This window comes from Streptomyces sp. NPDC006711 (assembly GCF_042869775.1).
Lineage (GTDB): Bacteria > Actinomycetota > Actinomycetes > Streptomycetales > Streptomycetaceae > Streptomyces.
Genome location: NZ_JBIAGO010000005.1, coordinates 220,180 through 239,134 on the forward strand (window position 1 = coordinate 220,180; position 18,955 = coordinate 239,134).

The window sequence follows — 18,955 nt, forward strand, 5'->3', positions numbered from 1 at the left end:
CGCCTTCCCGGGGGCCCGCGCATGTTCCGTGGCGGGTGACCCGGACGATGTGCCGGGGCACCGAAGTCCTATGCTTTTCCCCATGACGAGTGAGCCGGAGCAGCAGATCGGAGTGGGTGTCCAGGACGCGTTCCAGCGCCTGTGGACGCCTCACCGGATGGCCTACATCCAGGGCGAGAACAAGCCGACGGGACCGGAGTCCGGCGACGGGTGTCCGTTCTGCTCGATTCCGGCGAAGTCGGACGAGGACGGGCTGATCGTCAAGCGGGGCGAGCACGTGTACGCGGTGCTCAACCTGTACCCGTACAACGGCGGGCACCTCATGGTCGTCCCCTACCGGCACGTCGCCGACTACACCGAGCTCGACGCGGCCGAGACCCTGGAGCTGGGCGAGCTCACCAAGCGGGCGATGACCGCGCTGCGCGCGGCGTCCGGCGCGCACGGGTTCAACATCGGCATGAACCAGGGCTCGGTGGCCGGTGCCGGGATCGCCGCCCATCTGCACCAGCACATCGTGCCCCGCTGGGGCGGCGACACCAACTTCATGCCGGTCGTCGGCCACACCCGGGTGCTGCCCCAACTCCTCGCGGACACCCGCACGATGCTCGCAAACGCCTGGCCTGCCTAGGGCACCGAGGGGCCGGCGGGTCCGCACGTCTTGTTCGCGGCGTTCATCGAGCTGCGCGGCGGCGCTCGACTGGTTCGACAGTGTCCTCCCCGGTGAGCCGGTGGTGCTCGCCACCCCGACCGCCGGCGCCGCCTCGATGCGCCTCGCGGCAAAGCCGGGGTTCACCGAGGTGGAGCGCTACCGGGCCTCGGGTGCCGCTCCGTGGCTCGGTGTGCGGGACCCGGTCACGCCCCGCCGTTGAGCCCGCCCTCGGCAGCGTGCACAGGAAGCCGGTCCACCAGCAGCCGCACCCTCGCCTCGGTGTCCTCCGGCGGGAGCCGTCCCGACCGGGTCAGGGTCGCCACTCCGTGCAGGGACGCCCAGAACACCTCGGTGAACAGTCCCGAAGCGACGCCTTCCCCCGTGACCTCGCCCAGGCACTCCAGTAGCGCGGCGAAAGCGTCCTTGAGGGGTTCCGGGGTCTCCTCCTGTGCGTACGCGAGGCCGCCGTCGAGCTGGAAGATGGCGTCATAGACCGCCGGGTTGCGTTCGGCGAAGTCGAGGTAGGCGCGGGCGAGGGCGTACACCCGGGCGCGCGGCCCGTTCGCGGCGGCGGTCGCGGCCCGCACCGCCGCGGCCATCTCGGTGGAGCCCTGGAGGGCGACGGCGCCGATGATCTCGCGCTTGCCGCGGAAGTGGCTGTAGAGGACCGGCTGGCTGTACTCGATGCGCTCGGCGAGCCGGCGGGTGGTGACCGCGTCCCAGCCCTGCTGCTCGGCGAGTTGGCGGGCCGTCGCCACGATCAGGCGCTCGCGCTCCGCCCGGTCGCGTTCCTTGCGTTCCTGTACCGACATGATCCGATTCTAGCACCGCTAGACAATCGAGCGGCAGTAGGTCTAGCGTTGCCTCATCGGCTAGCGGCGCTAGATTCTAGGAGGGGCCGTCATGTTCCACGCACTCGAGGTCTTCACCACTGTGGTGGTCGGCGTGCTGGTGGGGGTGGAGTTCGCCGTCCTCGTCGTCATGAGCCGGATCCTCAACGCCCTCCCGGAGGACAGCGCCCAGCAGGGCCACGCCCACGGGGGCCGGATGCTCGGCGCCGTGATGCCGTTCTGGTACATCGGCTCGTGCGTCCTCGTCGCGGCCTGGGCCGTCACCGGCCGGCACCATCGCGGCGCCGGCCTGGTCGTCACCGCGGGCGCGCTGCTGATTCTCAGCGTGATCATGTCGATCCTGCTGCTCGTCCCGATCAACAACCGGAACAAGACGTGGACCCCCGAGGACCGGCCCGCCGACTGGAGAGAGCAACTGGACCGCTGGCAGCGCTTCCACTACGTCCGCGTCGCCGTCATCATCGCCGCCTTCGCCACCCTGGTCACCGCCCTCACCTGAGCCGTCGGCCGCTGACGTGTGATCTTCCCGGCCGACGAACCGGCCGATAGGTTCCCTCCATGAGACCACCGCGGCCAGCCGTCCAGCATTCGGCTTCGTCCTGGCGGCAGCCCTGTCCGCCGGAAGCCTCCGCCGAGCGCGGCGCGCTGGTGGAAGAGATCGCCGAGCGCGTCCTCGCATGCGGTCAGGACCGTCTGCTCGTCGGGATCGACGGCTTCACCGCAGCCGGGAAGACGAGCTTCGGGCATGAACTGGCCGAGCGGATCAGCGCAGCGGGACGGCCGGTACTCCGGGCGACTCTCGACGACTTCAAGAAGCCGTGGAGGGACCGGCACCTCTACGACCGGGAGTCCGGTGAGGGGTACTACCGGAACGCGTACGACTACGAAGCGGTCAAGCGCCTGTTGCTGGACCCCTGCCGGTCATCGCGAGCGACGACGTGTGCGCTGTGCGGCATCGACCCACTGACCCAGCGCGACCACTCATCCGAAGTGACGCCGCTCGGGGCGGACTCCGTGCTGATCGTGGACGGGGTGTTCGCCTTCCGTCCCGAGATCAACGCTTACTGGGACTTCCGCGTGTGGTTGCGGGTGGACGCGGAACTGTCCGTCCGGCGGGGTGCCGAGCGGGACCAGGACTGGGCCGGGGCGGAGACGCTGCACCGCACCAGGTATCTGGCCGCCGAGCGCGTCCATCTGCGGGAAGTCGACCCGTTGCCGATGATGGACGTCGTCATCGACAACTCGGTGTTCGCGCGCCCGCGGGTCGTGACACCGTGACACCTGGACAGGGTCTACGCGTCGTACACGTCGGCCTTCCTGGGCGCCGGGTCCTGGACCAGGCCGCTGAGGATCATCGAGCGGTTGGTGAAGCGCTCGGTGTTCACCCCGTGCTCGTCGAGCACCTTCATGGCCGCGGCGTGCACCACCCGCAGGACGGGTGTCGCCGCGCGCATCGCGTCGTCGGCCATGAAGCGGTGGCGCCAGGGCTTGTCCGCCCAGGCGTGCCGCAGGCCGAAGGGCTCGGGCAGCGCTATTTTGCCGCCCAGGTGGTCGAGGACCGGCGGGTACCAGGTCAGCGGGGCGCGGGCGGTGAGCCGCACCACTTCCGCGGCGTCGACCAGGGGCAGCTGGACCGTCTTCTTCTCCCAGAACTTGAAGGTCTTGTCGACCTCCTTGGTCTTGGGGGAGGGCTTGGTGGTGAACAAGGGGTGCACCGGGCCTAGTGCGTGCCCGGTCACCTCGATCCGCAGCGTCTCGTGCAGCACGGTGACGGTGACCATCATCGTGATGACCAACTGGCCGTCCCACAGCGTGAATTGGATGCCGAGGTAGTGCCGGTTCCCGCTGGAGAACTGCTGCTCGTTGCAGATGCGCTGTATCTCGTGCTGGCGCACCTGGAAGTTGTCGATGTCCTGGCCACTGGGGCGTGACACCTCCTTGGCGCCCTCGCCGATGGGGGAGACCACCCAGTTCTTGATGGAGGGGGTGGGGAAGCCGCCGGTGTGCAGCGGACCGCGTTCCAGGAGCTGGAGGCGGTCCTGGATGGCCCGTATGACGTCCCAGCTGCGAAAGCCGTGGATCTCCTTGCCGGGCTCCTTGGGTTCAAGCTCCTCGGCGAGCTGCCAGCTGCCCCAGCGGGTGCCCATGCCCAGTATTCCCTTGGGCCCGGCGTAGAAGACGACGTTGCTCTGGTCCTCGGCGGCCAGCTTGACCAGGGACTGGCGCAGCTGCTCGGCGGAGCCGGCCGCCGCGCTCTTGGGCACCGCCTCGGGGATCTTGGCTCCTATGCCGCCGCCGCCGAGCAGGCTGTCCCAGCGGGAGCGCAGGTCGCGCGCGGTCTTCTCGCAGATCACCTTGGCCCAGAACCAGCCGATGACCGGGGCCACGATCATCGCGCGCAGATAGAGGCCGAGGAAGCCGTGGAAGGGCAGTTTGATCAGGAAGAGCACGGCCAGGCCCGCGGCCGCCACGAGCAGGATGGTGCCGAGCGCCCCGACGCGGCGGTCCTTGGCCCCGGCCAGGGTGCGGCGCAGCTGGAAGAGGCCGAGCCAGAGCAGCATGCCGGGCAGGAAGAGCAGCCCGAAGACGGCCATGACCAGGGTGAGTTTGGTGTCGCGTTCCTTGCGGATGCGGATCGCGGCCAGGCAGTGCTCGACGATGGTGCCGGGCTCGGTGCCGAAGGACTGGATGATGCCCTTGCGGGTGGCGCCGAGCATCCGGGACTGCACGGCACGCGAGAAGGCCTCGCCGAGGTTGGGTTCCAGGAGGGACAGTTTGCCCTTGGTCACCACGGACTCGTGCCACTCGCTGTTGGCCATGAGTATGTCCTGGACCGGGCTGTCCCGGTACGCGGCCGAGGCGAGGGCCTGGGTCGCCGCCGTCTGGCCCGCGGAGCCCTGCAACGGCACCTGTGGCCTGGGCAAGAAGTCGAAGAATGGCTCTTCCGTGGTCACTGCCGCCCCCATCGCCGCACGCCGTCCTGCGGCCTGTTCCCGGCCGCCGCCCCGCGCACACCATCTGATCTGCGACCCCAGCGTATCGGGGAGGCGGCCCGCCCGTCAGGTGACGTCGTGATGCCGCCCGTCGAGCGGAGGCGCGCGCCGGGCGCCCTGCTGACGCAACGTCAACTGCCGTGCGCCTTCCCGCCCTTGTGCCCCCTCACTTCCCTTCGTCCTGTGCGCGCATCTTGTCGGCGAGCTGGGGCGGCATCGGCTCGTGCCGTGCGTACCTGCGGCTGAACTGTCCGGTGCCGTGCGAGAGCGACCTGAGGTCGAGGGCGTAGCGGCCGATCTCGATCTCGGGGATCTCGGCCCTGACCAGGGTGCGCCCCGGTCCCGCCTGTTCGGTGCCCACCACCCGGCCCCGGCGTCCCGACAGGTCGCTCATGACCGGGCCCACGTAGTCGTCGGCGACCATGACCTGGACCTCGGCGACCGGTTCGAGCAGATGGATGCGGGCCTCGGCGGCCGCCTCGCGCAGGGCGAGCGCCCCGGCGGTCTGGAACGCGGCGTCGGAGGAGTCCACCGAGTGCGCCTTGCCGTCCAGGAGTGTGACGCGCACGTCCACCAGCGGATAGCCCGCGGCCACACCCTTGGCGGCCTGGGACCGTACGCCCTTTTCGACCGAGGGGATGAACTGGCGCGGCACGGAGCCGCCGACCACCTTGTCGACGAACTCGATGCCGCTGCCCGGCGGCAGGGGCTCCACCTCGATCTCGCAGATCGCGAACTGCCCGTGCCCGCCCGACTGTTTGACGTGCCGGCCGCGCCCGGCCGAGCGCGCGCCGAAGGTCTCCCGCAGGGACACCTTGTGCGGGACGACGTCGACCTGGACGCCGTACCTGGTGCGCAGGCGCTCCAGGGCGACGTCGCGGTGGGCCTCGCCCAGGCACCACAGCACCAACTGGTGGGTGCCCGGGTTCTGTTCGAGCCGCATGGTCGGGTCCTCGGCCACCAGCCGGGCCAGGCCCTGCGAGAGCTTGTCCTCGTCGGCCTTGCTGTGGGCCTCGATGGCGAGGGGGAGCAGCGGATCGGGCATGTCCCAGGGCGCCATCAGGAGCGGGTCGTCCTTGGCGGACAGGGTGTCGCCGGTCTCGGCCCGCGCCAGCTTCGCCACGCACGCCAGGTCGCCCGCGACGCACTGCGTGAGGGGGCGCTGCTGTTTGCCGAAGGGCGAGGACAGGGCGCCGACGCGCTCCTCGACGTCGTGGTCCTCATGGCCCCGCTCCGCCATGCCGTGACCCGAGACGTGCACCGTCTCGTCGGGGCGCAGGGTGCCCGAGAAGACCCGTACCAGGCTGATCCGGCCCACGTACGGGTCGGACGAGGTCTTGATCACCTCGGCGACCAGGGGACCATCGGCGGTGCGGGCCGGGGCCGGGCGGGGCTTGCCCTCGGGGGTCGTGAGGTCGGGCGTGGCCCGCTCCAGGGGCGAGGGGAAGCCGCCGGTGATGAGTTCGAGCAGTTCGATGGTGCCGAGGCCGTGCCGGGCGCCGTCGGCGGCGGGCGCCGCGGCCAGGACGGGGTGGAAGGTGCCGCGCGCCACGGCTCGCTCCAGATCGGCGACCAGCGACGTGAAGTCGATGTCCTCGCCGCTCAGGTAGCGGTCCATGAGGGTTTCGTCCTCGCTCTCCGCGATGATCCCCTCGATGAGCCGGTTGCGGGCCTGTTCGATCAGCGGGAGCTGGCCCGCGTCGGGCCCGATCTCCTTGCGCTCACCCGATGAGTAGTCGAACACCCGCTGCGAGAGCAGGCCGATGAGCCCGGTCACCGGGGCGTGCCCGTCGGGGCCCGGCGCGCCGTGCGCCGGCAGGTAGAGCGGGAGTACGGCGTCGGGATCGTCGCCGCCGAAGGCGCCCGCGCAGATCCCGGTCATCGCGTCGAAGTCGGCGCGGGCCGCCTCCAGGTGCGTGACCACGATGGCCCTCGGCATGCGTACGGCCGCGCACTCGTCCCAGAGCATCCGGGTGGAGCCGTCCATGCCGTCCGCCGCCGAGACGACGAACAGGGCCGCGTCCGCCGCCCGCAGACCGGCCCTGAGCTCCCCGACGAAGTCGGCGTATCCGGGGGTGTCCAGTAGGTTGATCTTGAAGCCGTCCCAGGCGATCGGGACCAGCGACAGCTGTACGGAGCGCTGCTGGCGGTGCTCGATCTCGTCGTGGTCGGAGACGGTCCCGCCGTCTTCGACCCGGCCCGCGCGGTTGACGGCCCCCGCCGCCAGCGCGAGGGCTTCCACCAGCGTGGTCTTTCCTGAGCCGCTGTGGCCGACCAGCACCACATTCCGTACCGATGCGGGGTGGCCGGCCGTCGTGGCCCTGCCGGCGGCCCCGGGGTGTGCGTTCGCCTTGTCGCCCATGTCGGTTCCTCTCGGTCCTCCCGCTCGTGACGCGCGGCGAGGTGGTGTGAGGGCGCGGACACGCGGACTGCGCGTGCCGAGGCGGCAGCTGCGATGCCCGCGGTAATTCGAGCTTTCCACTCCGGTCACGGTGCGTCCATACGTCGTACGTGACACACGCCGCCCGGGCGCCGCCCGGCGGGTGCCCGGCGGTGGCGCCCGCCAGTCGTGGCTACGATGGGTCGGCCGGTGGCCAGCAGGGGCCGCGCGGCCACACCGACCCCTCGGGAAGGCCATGCTGAACAAGTACGCGCGTGCATTCTTCACGCGTGTCCTCACGCCGATCGCCGCGTTTCTGCTCCGCCGAGGAGTCAGCCCCGACGCGGTGACCCTCGTCGGCACGGCCGGAGTGATGGCGGGTGCGCTGGTCTTCTTCCCCCGTGGAGAGTTCTTCTGGGGCACGATCGTCATCACCCTGTTCGTCTTCTCGGACCTGGTCGACGGCAACATGGCCCGCCAGGCCGGGATCTCCAGCCGCTGGGGCGCCTTCCTCGACTCCACGCTCGACCGGGTCGCCGACGGCGCGATCTTCGGCGGCTTCGCGCTCTGGTACGCCGGACGCGGCGACGACAACATTCTGTGCGCGGTCGCCATCTTCTGCCTGGCCAGCGGCCAGGTCGTCTCCTACACCAAGGCGCGCGGCGAGGCGATCGGGCTCCCGGTCGCGGTCAACGGCCTGGTGGAGCGCGCCGAGCGCCTGGTGATCTCGCTGGTCGCCGCGGGCCTCGCGGGACTGCACGGCTTCGGCGTGCCGGGCATCCAGGTGCTGCTGCCCATCGCGCTGTGGATCGTCGCCGTGGGCAGCCTGATCACGCTGATCCAGCGCGTGGTGACGGTCCGCCGTGAGTCCGCCGAGGCGGACACGGCCGCCGCGCGGTCCGCCGGCGAGGCGGGCGCATGAACGACAGGCTGAGCGACGCGCTGTACGGCCTCGGCTGGGCCACGGTCAAGAAACTGCCCGAACCCGTCGCGACCGGTCTTGGCCGGCGCATCGCCGACCAGGTGTGGAAGCGGCGCGGCAAGAGCGTGCTGCGCCTGGAGGCCAACCTGGCGCGCGTCGTCCCCGACGCGGGCCCCGACCGGCTCGCCGAGCTCTCCCGGGCCGGCCTGCGCTCGTACATGCGGTACTGGATGGAGTCCTTCCGGCTGCCCGCGTGGAGCAAGGAGCGGATGAGGAACGGGTTCGAGGGCGAGGGCATCCACCACCTCGTCGACGGTCTCGCCTCCGGGCGCGGCGTCGTCGTCGCCCTGCCGCACATGGGCAACTACGACCTCGCGGGCGCCTGGGTCACCACCCGCCTGGACACCCCCTTCACCACGGTCGCCCAACGCCTCAAGCCCGAGACGCTGTACGACCGCTTCGTCGCCTACCGCGAGGGCCTTGGCATGGAGGTGCTGCCGCACACCGGCGGCGCGGCCTTCGGCGCGCTGGCCCGGCGGCTGCGCGCGGGCGGCCTGGTCTGCCTGGTCGCCGACCGCGACCTCTCGGCCTCAGGCGTCGAGGTCACGTTCTTCGGCGAGACCGCCCGGATGCCGGCGGGCCCGGCGCTGCTGGCCCAGCAGACCGGCGCGCTGCTGCTGCCGGTGACGCTCTGGTACGACGAGACGCCCGTCATGAAGGGCCGGGTGCACCCGCCCATCGAGGTGCCCGAGACAGGCGACCGGGCCGCGAAGACGTCCGTCATGACACAGGCGCTGGCGGACGCCTTCGCCGGCGGAATCGCCGACCACCCGGAGGACTGGCACATGCTGCAACGGGTGTGGCTCGCGGATCTGGAGGAACGACGGGCGTGAAGATCGGCATCGTCTGCCCGTACTCCTGGGACGTGCCGGGCGGCGTCCAGTTCCACGTCAGGGACCTGGCGGAGCACCTGATCCGGCTGGGCCACGACGTGTCGGTCCTCGCGCCGGCCGACGACGAGACCCCGCTGCCCCGCTATGTCGTCTCGGCGGGCCGTGCCGTGCCGGTGCCCTACAACGGCTCGGTGGCGCGGCTCAACTTCGGGTTCCTCTCGGCGGCGCGCGTGCGGCGCTGGCTGCACGAGGGCACCTTCGACGTCATCCACATCCACGAGCCCGCCTCGCCCTCGCTCGGCCTGCTCTCGTGCTGGGCCGCGCAGGGCCCCATCGTGGCGACCTTCCACACCTCCAACCCGCGCTCGCGGGCCATGATCGCGGCGTACCCCATCCTCCAGCCGGCCCTGGAGAAGATCAGCGCGCGCATCGCGGTCAGCGAGTACGCGCGCCGCACCCTGGTGGAGCACCTGGGCGGCGACGCGGTGGTCATCCCCAACGGGGTCGACGTCGACTTCTTCGCGCGGGCGGAGCCGAACAAGGAGTGGCAGGGCCAGACCCTGGGCTTCATCGGCCGCATCGACGAGCCCCGCAAGGGCCTGCCGGTCCTGATGAAGGCGCTGCCGAAGATCTTCGCCGAGCGCCCTGGCGCCCGGCTGCTCGTGGCGGGACGGGGCGACGAGGAGGAAGCGGTCGCCTCCCTGCCGCCCGAGCTGCGCTCCCGAGTGGAGTTCCTTGGCATGGTGAGCGACGAGGACAAGGCGCGGCTGCTGCGCAGCGTCGATGTGTACGTCGCGCCCAACACCGGGGGCGAGAGCTTCGGGATCATCCTGGTCGAGGCGCTGTCGGCGGGCGCCGCGGTCCTCGCCAGCGACCTGGACGCGTTCGCGCAGGTGCTCGACCAGGGGGAGGCGGGCGATCTGTTCGCCAACGAGGACGCCGACGCGTTGGCGTCGGCCGCGGTGCGGCTGCTCGCCGACCCCGGGCGCCGCGCGGGCCTGAGCCGGCGCGGCTCGGCCCATGTGCGGCGCTTCGACTGGTCGACGGTCGGTGCGGACATCCTCGCGGTGTACGAGACGGTGACGCACGGGGCGGCGGCCGTCGCGGCCGACGAACGCCCGGGCTTCCGGGCCCGCTTCGGCCTGGCCCGCGACTGAGCCCCGGCGACGGTATGCCGATGCGGGCCAGGATGGGATGCTCCAGGCGGCCTGGGGATGCCGGTGCGGGCCAGGATTGGATGCTCCAGGCGGGCTGCGGATGCCGGTGCGGGCCAGGGTTGAATGCTCCAGGCGGGCTGCGGATGCCGGTGCGGGCCAGGGTTGAATGCTCCAGGCGGGCTGCGGATGCCGATGCGGGCCAGGGTTGAATGCTCCAGGCGGGCCGAGGATGCCGATGCGGGCCCGCCCGAGCCCCGCCAGGGGCGCGGGGAACTGCGCGCCCAGCCACCCACGGCCCGCAGCCGGGGCCCCTGGGGCTGCCCCAGACCCGGGTTCGGCCCGCACGGCGTTCGGCCTCAACCTCCCCCAAGGCCTTAAGGGCCAGGGGGGACCCCCATGACGGGCTGAGGGTGCCGGTGTGGGCCAGCGCCAACCCTGCCAGGGGCGCGGGGAACTGCGCGAGAAGCGACCACGACCCGCAGCCGACGTCCCTGGGGCTCCGCCCCAGACCCCCGTTCGGGCCTGAAGGGCCCTCGTCCTCAATCTCCCCCAAGGCCTTAAGGGCCAGGCGGGACCGCCATGACGGGCTGACCACGCCTGTGCGGGCCAGGGTTGAATGCTCCAAGCCGGCTGGGGATGCCGGTGCGGGCCAGGATTGGCTGCTCCAGGCGGCCCGAGGATGCCCATGCGGGCCCGCCCGAGCCCTGCCAGGGGCGCGGGGAACTGCGCGCCCAGCCACCCACGGCCCGCAGCCGGGGCCCCTGGGGCTGCCCCAGACCCGGGTTCGGCCCGCACGGCGTTCGGCCTCAACCGCCGGACGGCTGCCGGTAGCCTTGCGGCCCGTGACCGTAACCCTCATCTGGATCGCCGTCGCCCTCGTCGCGATCGGCCTCTACCTCGGCTGGACCGCGGGCCGCCTCGACCGCCTGCACGCCCGCATCGACGCGGCCAGGGCGGCCCTCGACGCCCAGCTGGTGCGCCGCGCCTCGGTCACCCAGGAAATCGCCACCAGCGGCGTGCTCGACCCGGCCGCCTCCATCGTGCTCTACGAGGCCGCGCACGCCGCGCGCCAGGCGGAGGAGGAGCACCGGGAGGTCGCCGAGAGCGAGCTCAGCCAGGCGCTGCGCGCCGTCTTCACCGAGCCCGCGCAGGTGGACGCCGTCCGCGCGGCGCCCGGCGGTGTGGAGGCCGCAGAGGAGCTGGCTCAGGCGGCGCGCCGGGTGCCGATGGCGCGGCGCTTCCACAATGACGCCGTCCGCGCGGCCAGGGCGCTGCGCAGGCACCGCACGGTGCGCTGGTTCCGGCTCGCGGGCCACGCGCCGTTCCCGCTCGCCTTCGAGATGGACGACGAGCCGCCGACGGCGCTCGCCGACCGGCCGGGGAGCTGAGCCCGGCGGAACCTGGGCGGCGCGCCAAGCGGCGCGCTCGCGGGGCCGATGACCCGCTCCAGCAGGAAAAACGATCCACCGGGTGCGCATTGGCCCTTGATGTGGCCCGCCCCACCGGGGTTGTCTCGGGACAGCAGAATCCCATCTTCACCCCCGTGAGGTCGCTCCGTGTCCAGCACCCCTTCCAGCACCCCCCAGGCCGACAGCCCCGCCGTCGGTACCGCACGCGTCAAGCGCGGCATGGCCGAGCAGCTCAAGGGCGGTGTGATCATGGACGTGGTCAACGCCGAGCAGGCGAAGATCGCCGAGGACGCGGGCGCCGTCGCCGTCATGGCCCTCGAGCGGGTTCCGGCCGACATCCGCAAGGACGGCGGCGTGGCCCGGATGTCCGACCCGAACATGATCGAGGAGATCATCGGCGCGGTCTCCATCCCGGTGATGGCCAAGTCCCGCATCGGCCACTTCGTCGAGGCCCAGGTCCTTCAGTCGCTCGGCGTGGACTACATCGACGAGTCCGAGGTCCTGACCCCGGCCGACGAGGTCAACCACAGCGACAAGTTCGCCTTCACCACGCCGTTCGTGTGCGGCGCCACCAACCTGGGCGAGGCCCTGCGCCGCATCGCCGAGGGCGCGGCCATGATCCGCTCCAAGGGCGAGGCCGGCACCGGCAACGTGGTCGAGGCCGTCCGCCACCTGCGCCAGATCAAGAACGAGATCGCCAAGCTGCGCGGCTTCGACAACAACGAGCTGTACGCCGCCGCCAAGGAGCTGCGCGCCCCGTACGAGCTCGTCAAGGAAGTCTCCGAGCTCGGCAAGCTCCCGGTCGTGCTGTTCTCCGCCGGTGGCGTGGCCACCCCCGCCGACGCTGCCCTGATGCGCCAGCTCGGCGCCGAGGGCGTCTTCGTGGGCTCCGGCATCTTCAAGTCGGGCGACCCCGCCAAGCGCGCCGCCGCCATCGTGAAGGCCACCACCTTCTACGACGACCCGAAGATCATCGCGGACGCCTCCCGCAACCTCGGCGAGGCCATGGTCGGCATCAACTGCGACACGCTGCCCGAGACCGAGCGCTACGCCAACCGCGGCTGGTAATCCCTCATGAACAACCCCCCCGTCATCGGCGTCCTCGCGCTCCAGGGCGACGTACGGGAGCACTTGATCGCCCTGGCCGCGGCGGACGCCGTGGCCAGGCCGGTGAGGCGCCCCGAAGAGCTCGCCGAGGTGGACGGCCTCGTCATCCCCGGCGGCGAGTCCACCACCATCTCCAAGCTGGCCGCCCTGTTCGGCATGCTGGAGCCGCTGCGCGAGCGGGTCCGCGCGGGCCTGCCCGTCTACGGCACCTGCGCCGGCCTGATCATGCTCGCCGACAAGATCCTCGACCCGCGCTCGGGCCAGGAGACCTTCGGCGGCATCGAGATGATCGTGCGCCGCAACGCCTTCGGCCGCCAGAACGAGTCGTTCGAGGCGACCGTGGAGGTCGCGGGCGTGGGCCCCGTGGAAGGCGTGTTCATCCGCGCGCCCTGGGTGGAGTCCGTCGGCGCCGGGGCCGAGGTGCTGGCCGAGCACGGCGGCCACATCGTCGCCGTACGCCAGGGCAACGCGCTGGCGACCTCGTTCCACCCCGAACTCACCGGCGACCACCGCATGCACGCGCTCTTCGTCGACATGGTGCGCGCCGCCGGCTGACAAGCGCCCGCCCGGCGCCCGCGACGCGGGGGCCGGGCGACGGGTGGGCCGGGTCCCGGTAGGATCTCTGCCGAACGACGCAGAATGGGTTACGCGAAGGAGACAGGCAGATGTCCGGCCACTCTAAATGGGCTACGACGAAGCACAAGAAGGCCGTGATCGACGCCAAGCGTGGCAAGCTCTTCGCGAAGCTGATCAAGAACATCGAGGTCGCGGCCCGCACCGGGGGCGCCGACATCGACGGCAACCCGACCCTCTTCGACGCCGTGCAGAAGGCGAAGAAGCAGTCGGTGCCCAACAAGAACATCGACTCCGCGCTCAAGCGCGGCGCCGGTCTCGAGGCGGGCGGCGCCGACTACGAGACGATCATGTACGAGGGCTACGGTCCGAACGGTGTCGCGGTGCTCATCGAGTGCCTTACCGACAACCGCAACCGCGCCGCGTCCGACGTCCGCGTCGCGATGACCCGCAACGGCGGCTCGATGGCCGACCCGGGCTCCGTGTCGTACCTGTTCAACCGCAAGGGCGTCGTCGTCCTGCCCAAGGGTGAGCTCTCCGAGGACGACGTCCTGGAGACCGTGCTCGAGGCGGGCGCCGAGGAGGTCAACGACCTCGGTGACTCCTTCGAGATCATCTCCGAGGCCACCGACATGGTCGCGGTCCGCACGGCGCTCCAGGAGGCCGGCATCGACTACGACTCGGCCGAGGCCAACTTCGTCCCGACCATGCAGGTCGAGCTGGACGAAGAGGGCGCGCGGAAGATCTTCAAGCTGATCGACGCGCTGGAGGACAGCGACGACGTGCAGAACGTCTTCGCCAACTTCGACGTCTCCGACGAGGTCATGGAGAAGGTCGACGCCTAGGGGGGTGTCTGGTGGATCATGGCCGGGGGTGCGGCGCCTGGCACGGCACCTCGCGGCGTTGCCGAAACGCCCCGATAGCTCCGCTATCACGACGTTCCAGCGCCTTGCGATGCACCGCACCAGGCGCCGCACCCTGACCGACCCTGATCCACCAGACACCCCCTGGCATCACCGTGAGCCGAGCGGTTGTGGCGGGCCGATGGGACACGTCCCATCGGCCCGCCGCCGTTGTCAGTGCCGCCGGTTAGCCTGGCGGAAGGTCGAAGATCGTCGAGGGGAGGGGCCGTGCGCGTACTGGGGGTGGACCCCGGCCTCACGCGATGTGGCGTGGGCGTCGTCGAGGGGGTCGCGGGCCGGCCGCTCACCATGCTCGGCGTCGGCGTCGTGCGCACACCGGCGGACGCGGAGCTGGGCCACCGGCTCGTCGCCATCGAGCGCGGCATCGAGGAGTGGCTGGATACGCACCGGCCCGAATTCGTCGCCGTGGAGCGCGTGTTCAGCCAGCACAACGTGCGTACGGTGATGGGCACCGCCCAGGCGAGCGCGGTCGCCATGCTGTGCGCGTCCCGGCGCGGCATCCCTGTCGCCCTGCACACCCCGAGCGAGGTCAAGGCCGCCGTCACCGGCAGCGGCCGCGCCGACAAGGCCCAGGTCGGCGCGATGGTCACGCGCCTGCTGCGGCTCGACGCCCCGCCCAAGCCGGCCGACGCCGCGGACGCGCTCGCCCTGGCCATCTGTCACATCTGGCGAGCCCCCGCGCTCAACCGGCTCCAACAGGCCCACGCCCAGCACTCCGTCCGGAAGGTCACCCGATGATCGCCTTCGTCAGCGGCCCGGTCGCCGCCCTCGCTCCCGACACCGCGGTGGTCGAGGTCGGCGGCGTCGGCATGGCCCTTCAGTGCACGCCCAACACCCTGGCCGAACTGCGCGTGGGCCAACACACCAAGCTCGCCACGTCGTTGGTCGTGCGGGAGGACTCGCTGACCCTGTACGGCTTCGCCGACGACGACGAGAAGCAGGTGTTCGAACTGCTCCAGACCGCCAACGGCGTCGGTCCCCGGCTCGCCCAGGCCGTCCTGTCCGTGCACACGCCCGACGCGCTGCGCCGCGCCTTCGCCTCCGGCGACGAGAAGGCGCTCACCGCCGTGCCCGGCATCGGCAAGAAGGGCGCCCAGAAGCTCCTCATCGAGCTGAAGGACCGGCTGGGAGCGCCCGTCGGCAGCGCCCCCGCCGTCGGCGCACCCGTCACCTCGGGCTGGCGCGACCAGCTGCACGCGGCCCTCATCGGTCTCGGCTACGCCACGCGCGAGGCCGACGAGGCGGTCGCCGCGGTGACCCCCCAGGCCGAGGCCTCCAGCCCGCCGAACGTGGGCGCGCTGCTCAAGGCCGCCTTGCAGACCCTCAACCGCGCCCGCTGAGCCAGGGGCGCCCGGCGGTCACCGAGCGCCCCCGGCCCGCCCCCACACCCCCCGCCTGCGCCCCCGCACCGCGACCACCCACCACGATCCGAGGCACACGTCATGAACTGGGAAGACAGCTCCGGCACCGCGGATCTGTCGGCGACCGCCGACGGCCCCGGCGACCGCTTGGTGGGGGCCGCCGCCGACGGCGAGGACACCGCGGTCGAGGCCGCCCTGCGCCCCAAGGACCTGGAGGAGTTCGTCGGCCAGGAGAAGGTCCGCGAACAGCTGGATCTGGTTCTGCGCGCGGCACGGGCCCGGGGCGCGACCGCCGACCACGTGCTGCTCTCGGGCGCCCCCGGCCTCGGCAAGACCACTCTTTCGATGATCATCGCGGCCGAGATGGGCGCCCCGATCCGCATCACCAGCGGCCCCGCCATCCAGCACGCGGGCGACCTCGCCGCGATCCTCTCCTCCCTCCAGGAGGGCGAGGTCCTGTTCCTCGACGAGATCCACCGGATGTCGCGCCCCGCCGAGGAGATGCTGTACATGGCGATGGAGGACTTCCGGGTCGACGTCATCGTCGGCAAGGGCCCCGGCGCCACCGCGATCCCGCTGGAACTGCCCCCCTTCACGCTGGTCGGCGCCACCACCAGGGCGGGCCTCCTGCCGCCCCCGCTGCGTGACCGGTTCGGCTTCACCGGTCACATGGAGTTCTACGAACCCGCCGAGCTGGAGCGCGTCATCCACCGCTCCGCCCGGCTGCTCGACGTGGAGATCGACACCGCGGGCGCCGCCGAGATCGCCGGCCGCTCCCGTGGCACCCCCCGCATCGCCAACCGGCTGCTGCGCCGCGTGCGCGACTACGCCCAGGTCAAGGCGGACGGCGTCATCACCCCTGAGATCGCGTCGGCCGCGCTCGGGGTGTACGAGGTCGACGCGCGCGGCCTCGACCGCCTGGACCGGGCGGTGCTCCAGGCCCTGCTCAAGCTGTTCGGCGGCGGCCCGGTGGGCCTGTCCACCCTGGCGGTCGCGGTGGGGGAGGAGCGCGAAACGGTGGAGGAGGTGGCCGAGCCCTTCCTCGTGCGCGAGGGTCTGCTCGCGCGCACCCCGAGGGGCCGGGTGGCGACGCCCGCCGCCTGGGCCCACCTCGGCCTCGTACCCCCGCGGCAGGGCGGCGGCCCGGCGGGAAGCGGACAACCGGGGCTCTTCGGGGCGTGACGGCGCGGAGGATCGTACGCGGAGGAACCCCGGTGGGATGCTGGGCGTTGTTCCATCTGTGCGGACTCGCTTAGACTCCGCCGATGCCGCCCTTCCAGGCCGGCGTACCCACCCCCAGATCAGGCCGCGCTTTCGTGTGGTCATGCGAAGGAAGTTCCGTCCCGTGAGCCCTATCACCCTCCTCCCCTTGGTTTTGCTTATCGGGGCCATGTTCCTGATGACGCGGTCGGCCAAGAAGAAGCAGCAGGCCGCCGCGGCTATGCGCGAAGAGATGCAGCCCGGCACCGGTATCCGCACGATCGGGGGCATGTACGCCACGGTCAAGGAGATCGGCGACGAGACGGTCCTCCTGGAGGTGGCGCCCGGCGTCCACGCCGTCTACGCCAAGAACGCGATCGGCGCGGTCCTCAGTGACGCCGAGTACAACCGCATCGTGCACGGCGACACCGACGACACCGACGTCGAGCTCCCGGAGGTGCCGGACGACGCCTCGTCGCTGACCGGCGCCACCGAGGCCGGGGCCGAGGACAGCAAGAACGCCAAGATCGACCTGGGCAAGAAGGACGAGGCGCAGAACGCGGCCCTGCCCACGGACGACACGGACGGCAAGGACGGCAAGGCCGACGGCGGGGCCGAAGCGAAGTAGTCACGCGCCGGGACCGCACGGCGCCCGACCGGCGCCGACGGCCCCCGAGCGGGCCGACTTCCGCGGGGGACGTCCCCACAACACTTCGTGGCCGCCCACGCGCATTACCCGGCGCCGGGCGGTTGGACAGGGAGAAACGACAAGGTGGCAGCACCGAACAAGGGCCGAAGGCCGGCGGCGGGGGGTCAGAGCAGGCCGGGCCGTGCCCTGGCCTTCATCCTCATCGCCATGGTCGCGCTCACCGGTGGGATGTTCATTTCCCACACCACCACCCCGAGGCTGGGCATCGACCTCGCCGGCGGCACGAGCATCACGCTCAAGGCCAAGGCGGAGCCCGGCCAGGAGTCGGCGATCAACAAGAAGAACATGGACACGGCGGTCCAGATCATGAACCGCCGCGTCAATGGTCTCGGTGTCACCGAAGCCGAGGTTCAGACCCAGGGCAGTGACAACATCATTGTCAACATCCCCAAGGGTACGAACTCCGAGCAGGCCCGCCAGCAGGTCGGCCAGACCGCCAAGCTGTACTTCCGGCCGGTCCTGACCGCCCAGCCGACCGCGGCGCCCACCCCGAGCGCTTCTCCGAGCGGCACCGGCAAGGCCACCCCCTCGGGCGCCCCGAGCGCGACCGGCAAGCCCGCGCCGAACGCCTCCGCCAAGGGCACGCCGAACGCGGGCAAGCCGAGCTCCGGCAGCACGCCCCAGGGCCGCGCCCTGACCGACGCGCTCAAGGCCCCAGGCTCGCCCACGCCGGGCGCGAGCAAGCCGGCCAGCCCCGCGCCCGACCCGTCGGCCTCCGGTGACGCGGCCGCGGCCAAGCTCCAGGCCCAGTTCGCGGCGCTGGACTGCTCCACCAGGGAAGCCCGTTCCAAGGCCGGCCAGGGCGCCAAGTCCAGCGAGCCGACCGTGGCGTGCGACAAGGACGGCGCGGAGAAGTACATCCTCGGCCCGGCCGAGGTCGACGGCACCGACGTCTCCAAGTCGCAGGCCGTGATCAACCAGAACGGTCAGTGGATCGTTCAGATGGACTTCACCAGCGGCGGCTCGAAGAAGTTCGCGGCGATCACCGGGAAGCTCTCGCAGCAGCAGTACCCGAACAACCGCTTCGCGATCGCGCTGGACAACCAGGTCGTCTCGGCCCCGACGGTGAGTTCCACGCTCAGCGGCTCCGCCGAGATCTCCGGCAACTTCAACCAGACGAGCGCCCAGGACCTGGCCAACGTGCTGTCCTACGGCGCGCTGCCGCTCTCCTTCCAGGAGCAGAGCGTCACCACCGTGACCGCGGCCCTCGGCGCCGACCAGCTGCACGCGGGTCTCATCGCCGGTGCCATCGGCCTCGCGCTGGTCATCATCTACCTGGTGGCCTACTACCGGGGACTGGCCACGATCGCCATCCTCAGTCTCGTCGTCTCGGCGATCCTGACGTACACGATCATGACGCTGCTCGGCCCCGGCATCGGCTTCGCGCTGAACCTGCCCGCGGTCTGCGGCGCCATCGTCGCCATCGGCATCACCGCGGACTCGTTCATCGTGTACTTCGAACGCATCCGTGACGAGATCCGCGAGGGCCGCACCCTGCGTCCCGCCGTCGAGCGGGCCTGGCCGCGCGCCCGGCGCACCATCCTGGTCTCCGACTTCGTGTCGTTCCTGGCCGCGGCGGTGCTGTTCATCGTGACGGTCGGCAAGGTCCAGGGCTTCGCGTTCACGCTGGGCCTGACCACCCTGCTCGACGTCGTCGTCGTCTTCCTGTTCACCAAGCCGGTGATGACGCTTCTGGCCCGCCGGAAGTTCTTCGCCGGCGGCCACCCCTGGTCCGGCCTCGACCCGAAGCGACTCGGCGCCAAGCCCCCGCTGCGCCGGGCCCGCCGCACCACCTCCGCCCCCGTCGACAACCCGAAGGAGGCGTGAG

18 protein-coding genes and 1 pseudogene are annotated in these 18,955 nt (G+C 71.5%); 16 read left to right on the plus strand and 3 right to left on the minus strand.

What is annotated here, in order from left to right; genetic code table 11:
* Positions 1-70 precede the first annotated feature (70 nt).
* On the plus strand, positions 71-628 hold the full coding sequence (locus ACFYM2_RS13810) for an HIT domain-containing protein (RefSeq protein ID WP_358996486.1): 558 nt from the start codon (positions 71-73) through the stop codon (positions 626-628).
* 43 nt (positions 629-671) lie between these two features.
* A pseudogene (locus ACFYM2_RS13815) lies at positions 672-869 on the plus strand (GNAT family N-acetyltransferase); the annotation flags it as partial.
* On the opposite strand, the gene ACFYM2_RS13820 reads toward ACFYM2_RS13815, so the two are convergent.
* Entirely contained in the window at positions 853-1,461 is a 609-nt protein-coding gene (locus ACFYM2_RS13820) for a TetR/AcrR family transcriptional regulator (RefSeq protein ID WP_358996489.1), read from the minus strand. The pseudogene ACFYM2_RS13815 and the gene ACFYM2_RS13820 sit on opposite strands and share 17 nt — an antisense overlap.
* Before the next feature lie 91 nt (positions 1,462-1,552).
* Here ACFYM2_RS13820 and ACFYM2_RS13825 point away from each other — a divergent pair, with 91 nt between their 5' ends.
* Both ACFYM2_RS13825 and ACFYM2_RS13830 read left to right on the plus strand, forming a co-directional pair.
* A complete protein-coding gene (locus tag ACFYM2_RS13825; RefSeq protein ID WP_388836074.1) occupies positions 1,553-1,999 on the plus strand; it encodes an anthrone oxygenase family protein in 447 nt (148 codons plus the stop codon).
* Between the two features lie 59 nt (positions 2,000-2,058).
* Positions 2,059-2,778, plus strand: coding sequence for a uridine kinase (locus tag ACFYM2_RS13830; RefSeq protein ID WP_358996494.1), 720 nt, complete (start codon positions 2,059-2,061; stop codon positions 2,776-2,778).
* Positions 2,779-2,792: 14 nt separating this feature from the next.
* Here the strand turns inward: ACFYM2_RS13830 and ACFYM2_RS13835 are convergent, their stop codons facing one another.
* Together ACFYM2_RS13835 and ACFYM2_RS13840 are read right to left on the minus strand one after the other, a co-directional pair.
* Positions 2,793-4,466, minus strand: coding sequence for a hypothetical protein (locus ACFYM2_RS13835; protein WP_358996497.1), 1,674 nt, complete (start codon positions 4,464-4,466; stop codon positions 2,793-2,795).
* 193 nt (positions 4,467-4,659) lie between these two features.
* A complete protein-coding gene (locus ACFYM2_RS13840; protein WP_388836077.1) occupies positions 4,660-6,855 on the minus strand; it encodes an elongation factor G-like protein EF-G2 in 2,196 nt (731 codons plus the stop codon).
* Between the two features lie 274 nt (positions 6,856-7,129).
* Here ACFYM2_RS13840 and pgsA point away from each other — a divergent pair, with 274 nt between their 5' ends.
* The 12 genes from pgsA (at position 7,130) to secD (ending at position 18,954) form a co-directional block, all read left to right on the plus strand.
* A complete protein-coding gene (gene pgsA / locus ACFYM2_RS13845) occupies positions 7,130-7,795 on the plus strand; it encodes a phosphatidylinositol phosphate synthase (protein ID WP_350229348.1) in 666 nt (221 codons plus the stop codon).
* On the plus strand, positions 7,792-8,688 hold the full coding sequence (locus tag ACFYM2_RS13850; RefSeq protein WP_358996503.1) for a phosphatidylinositol mannoside acyltransferase: 897 nt from the start codon (positions 7,792-7,794) through the stop codon (positions 8,686-8,688). Before pgsA ends, ACFYM2_RS13850 begins: the two co-directional genes overlap by 4 nt.
* On the plus strand, positions 8,685-9,845 hold the full coding sequence (locus tag ACFYM2_RS13855) for a glycosyltransferase family 4 protein (RefSeq protein ID WP_388460281.1): 1,161 nt from the start codon (positions 8,685-8,687) through the stop codon (positions 9,843-9,845). Before ACFYM2_RS13850 ends, ACFYM2_RS13855 begins: the two co-directional genes overlap by 4 nt.
* Before the next feature lie 842 nt (positions 9,846-10,687).
* A complete protein-coding gene (locus tag ACFYM2_RS13860) occupies positions 10,688-11,233 on the plus strand; it encodes a hypothetical protein (protein WP_388460279.1) in 546 nt (181 codons plus the stop codon).
* Between the two features lie 168 nt (positions 11,234-11,401).
* Entirely contained in the window at positions 11,402-12,322 is a 921-nt protein-coding gene (gene pdxS, locus ACFYM2_RS13865; RefSeq protein ID WP_388460277.1) for a pyridoxal 5'-phosphate synthase lyase subunit PdxS, read from the plus strand.
* Positions 12,323-12,328: 6 nt separating this feature from the next.
* Positions 12,329-12,916, plus strand: a complete 588-nt coding sequence (gene pdxT / locus ACFYM2_RS13870) for a pyridoxal 5'-phosphate synthase glutaminase subunit PdxT (RefSeq protein ID WP_358996514.1) — start codon at positions 12,329-12,331, stop codon at positions 12,914-12,916.
* A 110-nt stretch (positions 12,917-13,026) separates the two neighbouring features.
* Positions 13,027-13,779, plus strand: coding sequence for a YebC/PmpR family DNA-binding transcriptional regulator (locus ACFYM2_RS13875; RefSeq protein WP_328313930.1), 753 nt, complete (start codon positions 13,027-13,029; stop codon positions 13,777-13,779).
* Between the two features lie 285 nt (positions 13,780-14,064).
* Positions 14,065-14,595 (plus strand): crossover junction endodeoxyribonuclease RuvC, encoded by a 531-nt coding sequence (ruvC, locus tag ACFYM2_RS13880; RefSeq protein ID WP_388460275.1) that lies wholly within the window; start codon positions 14,065-14,067, stop codon positions 14,593-14,595.
* Entirely contained in the window at positions 14,592-15,197 is a 606-nt protein-coding gene (ruvA, locus tag ACFYM2_RS13885; protein WP_358996519.1) for a Holliday junction branch migration protein RuvA, read from the plus strand. Before ruvC ends, ruvA begins: the two co-directional genes overlap by 4 nt.
* A 102-nt stretch (positions 15,198-15,299) precedes the next feature.
* Positions 15,300-16,400 carry a Holliday junction branch migration DNA helicase RuvB gene (gene ruvB, locus ACFYM2_RS13890; protein ID WP_358996522.1) on the plus strand — a complete coding sequence of 367 codons (1,101 nt, stop codon included), beginning with the start codon at positions 15,300-15,302 and terminating at the stop codon, positions 16,398-16,400.
* Between the two features lie 163 nt (positions 16,401-16,563).
* Entirely contained in the window at positions 16,564-17,046 is a 483-nt protein-coding gene (gene yajC / locus ACFYM2_RS13895; RefSeq protein ID WP_358996525.1) for a preprotein translocase subunit YajC, read from the plus strand.
* Positions 17,047-17,190: 144 nt separating this feature from the next.
* Positions 17,191-18,954, plus strand: coding sequence for a protein translocase subunit SecD (gene secD / locus ACFYM2_RS13900; protein WP_388836080.1), 1,764 nt, complete (start codon positions 17,191-17,193; stop codon positions 18,952-18,954).
* The last annotated feature ends 1 nt before the right edge of the window (position 18,955 follow it).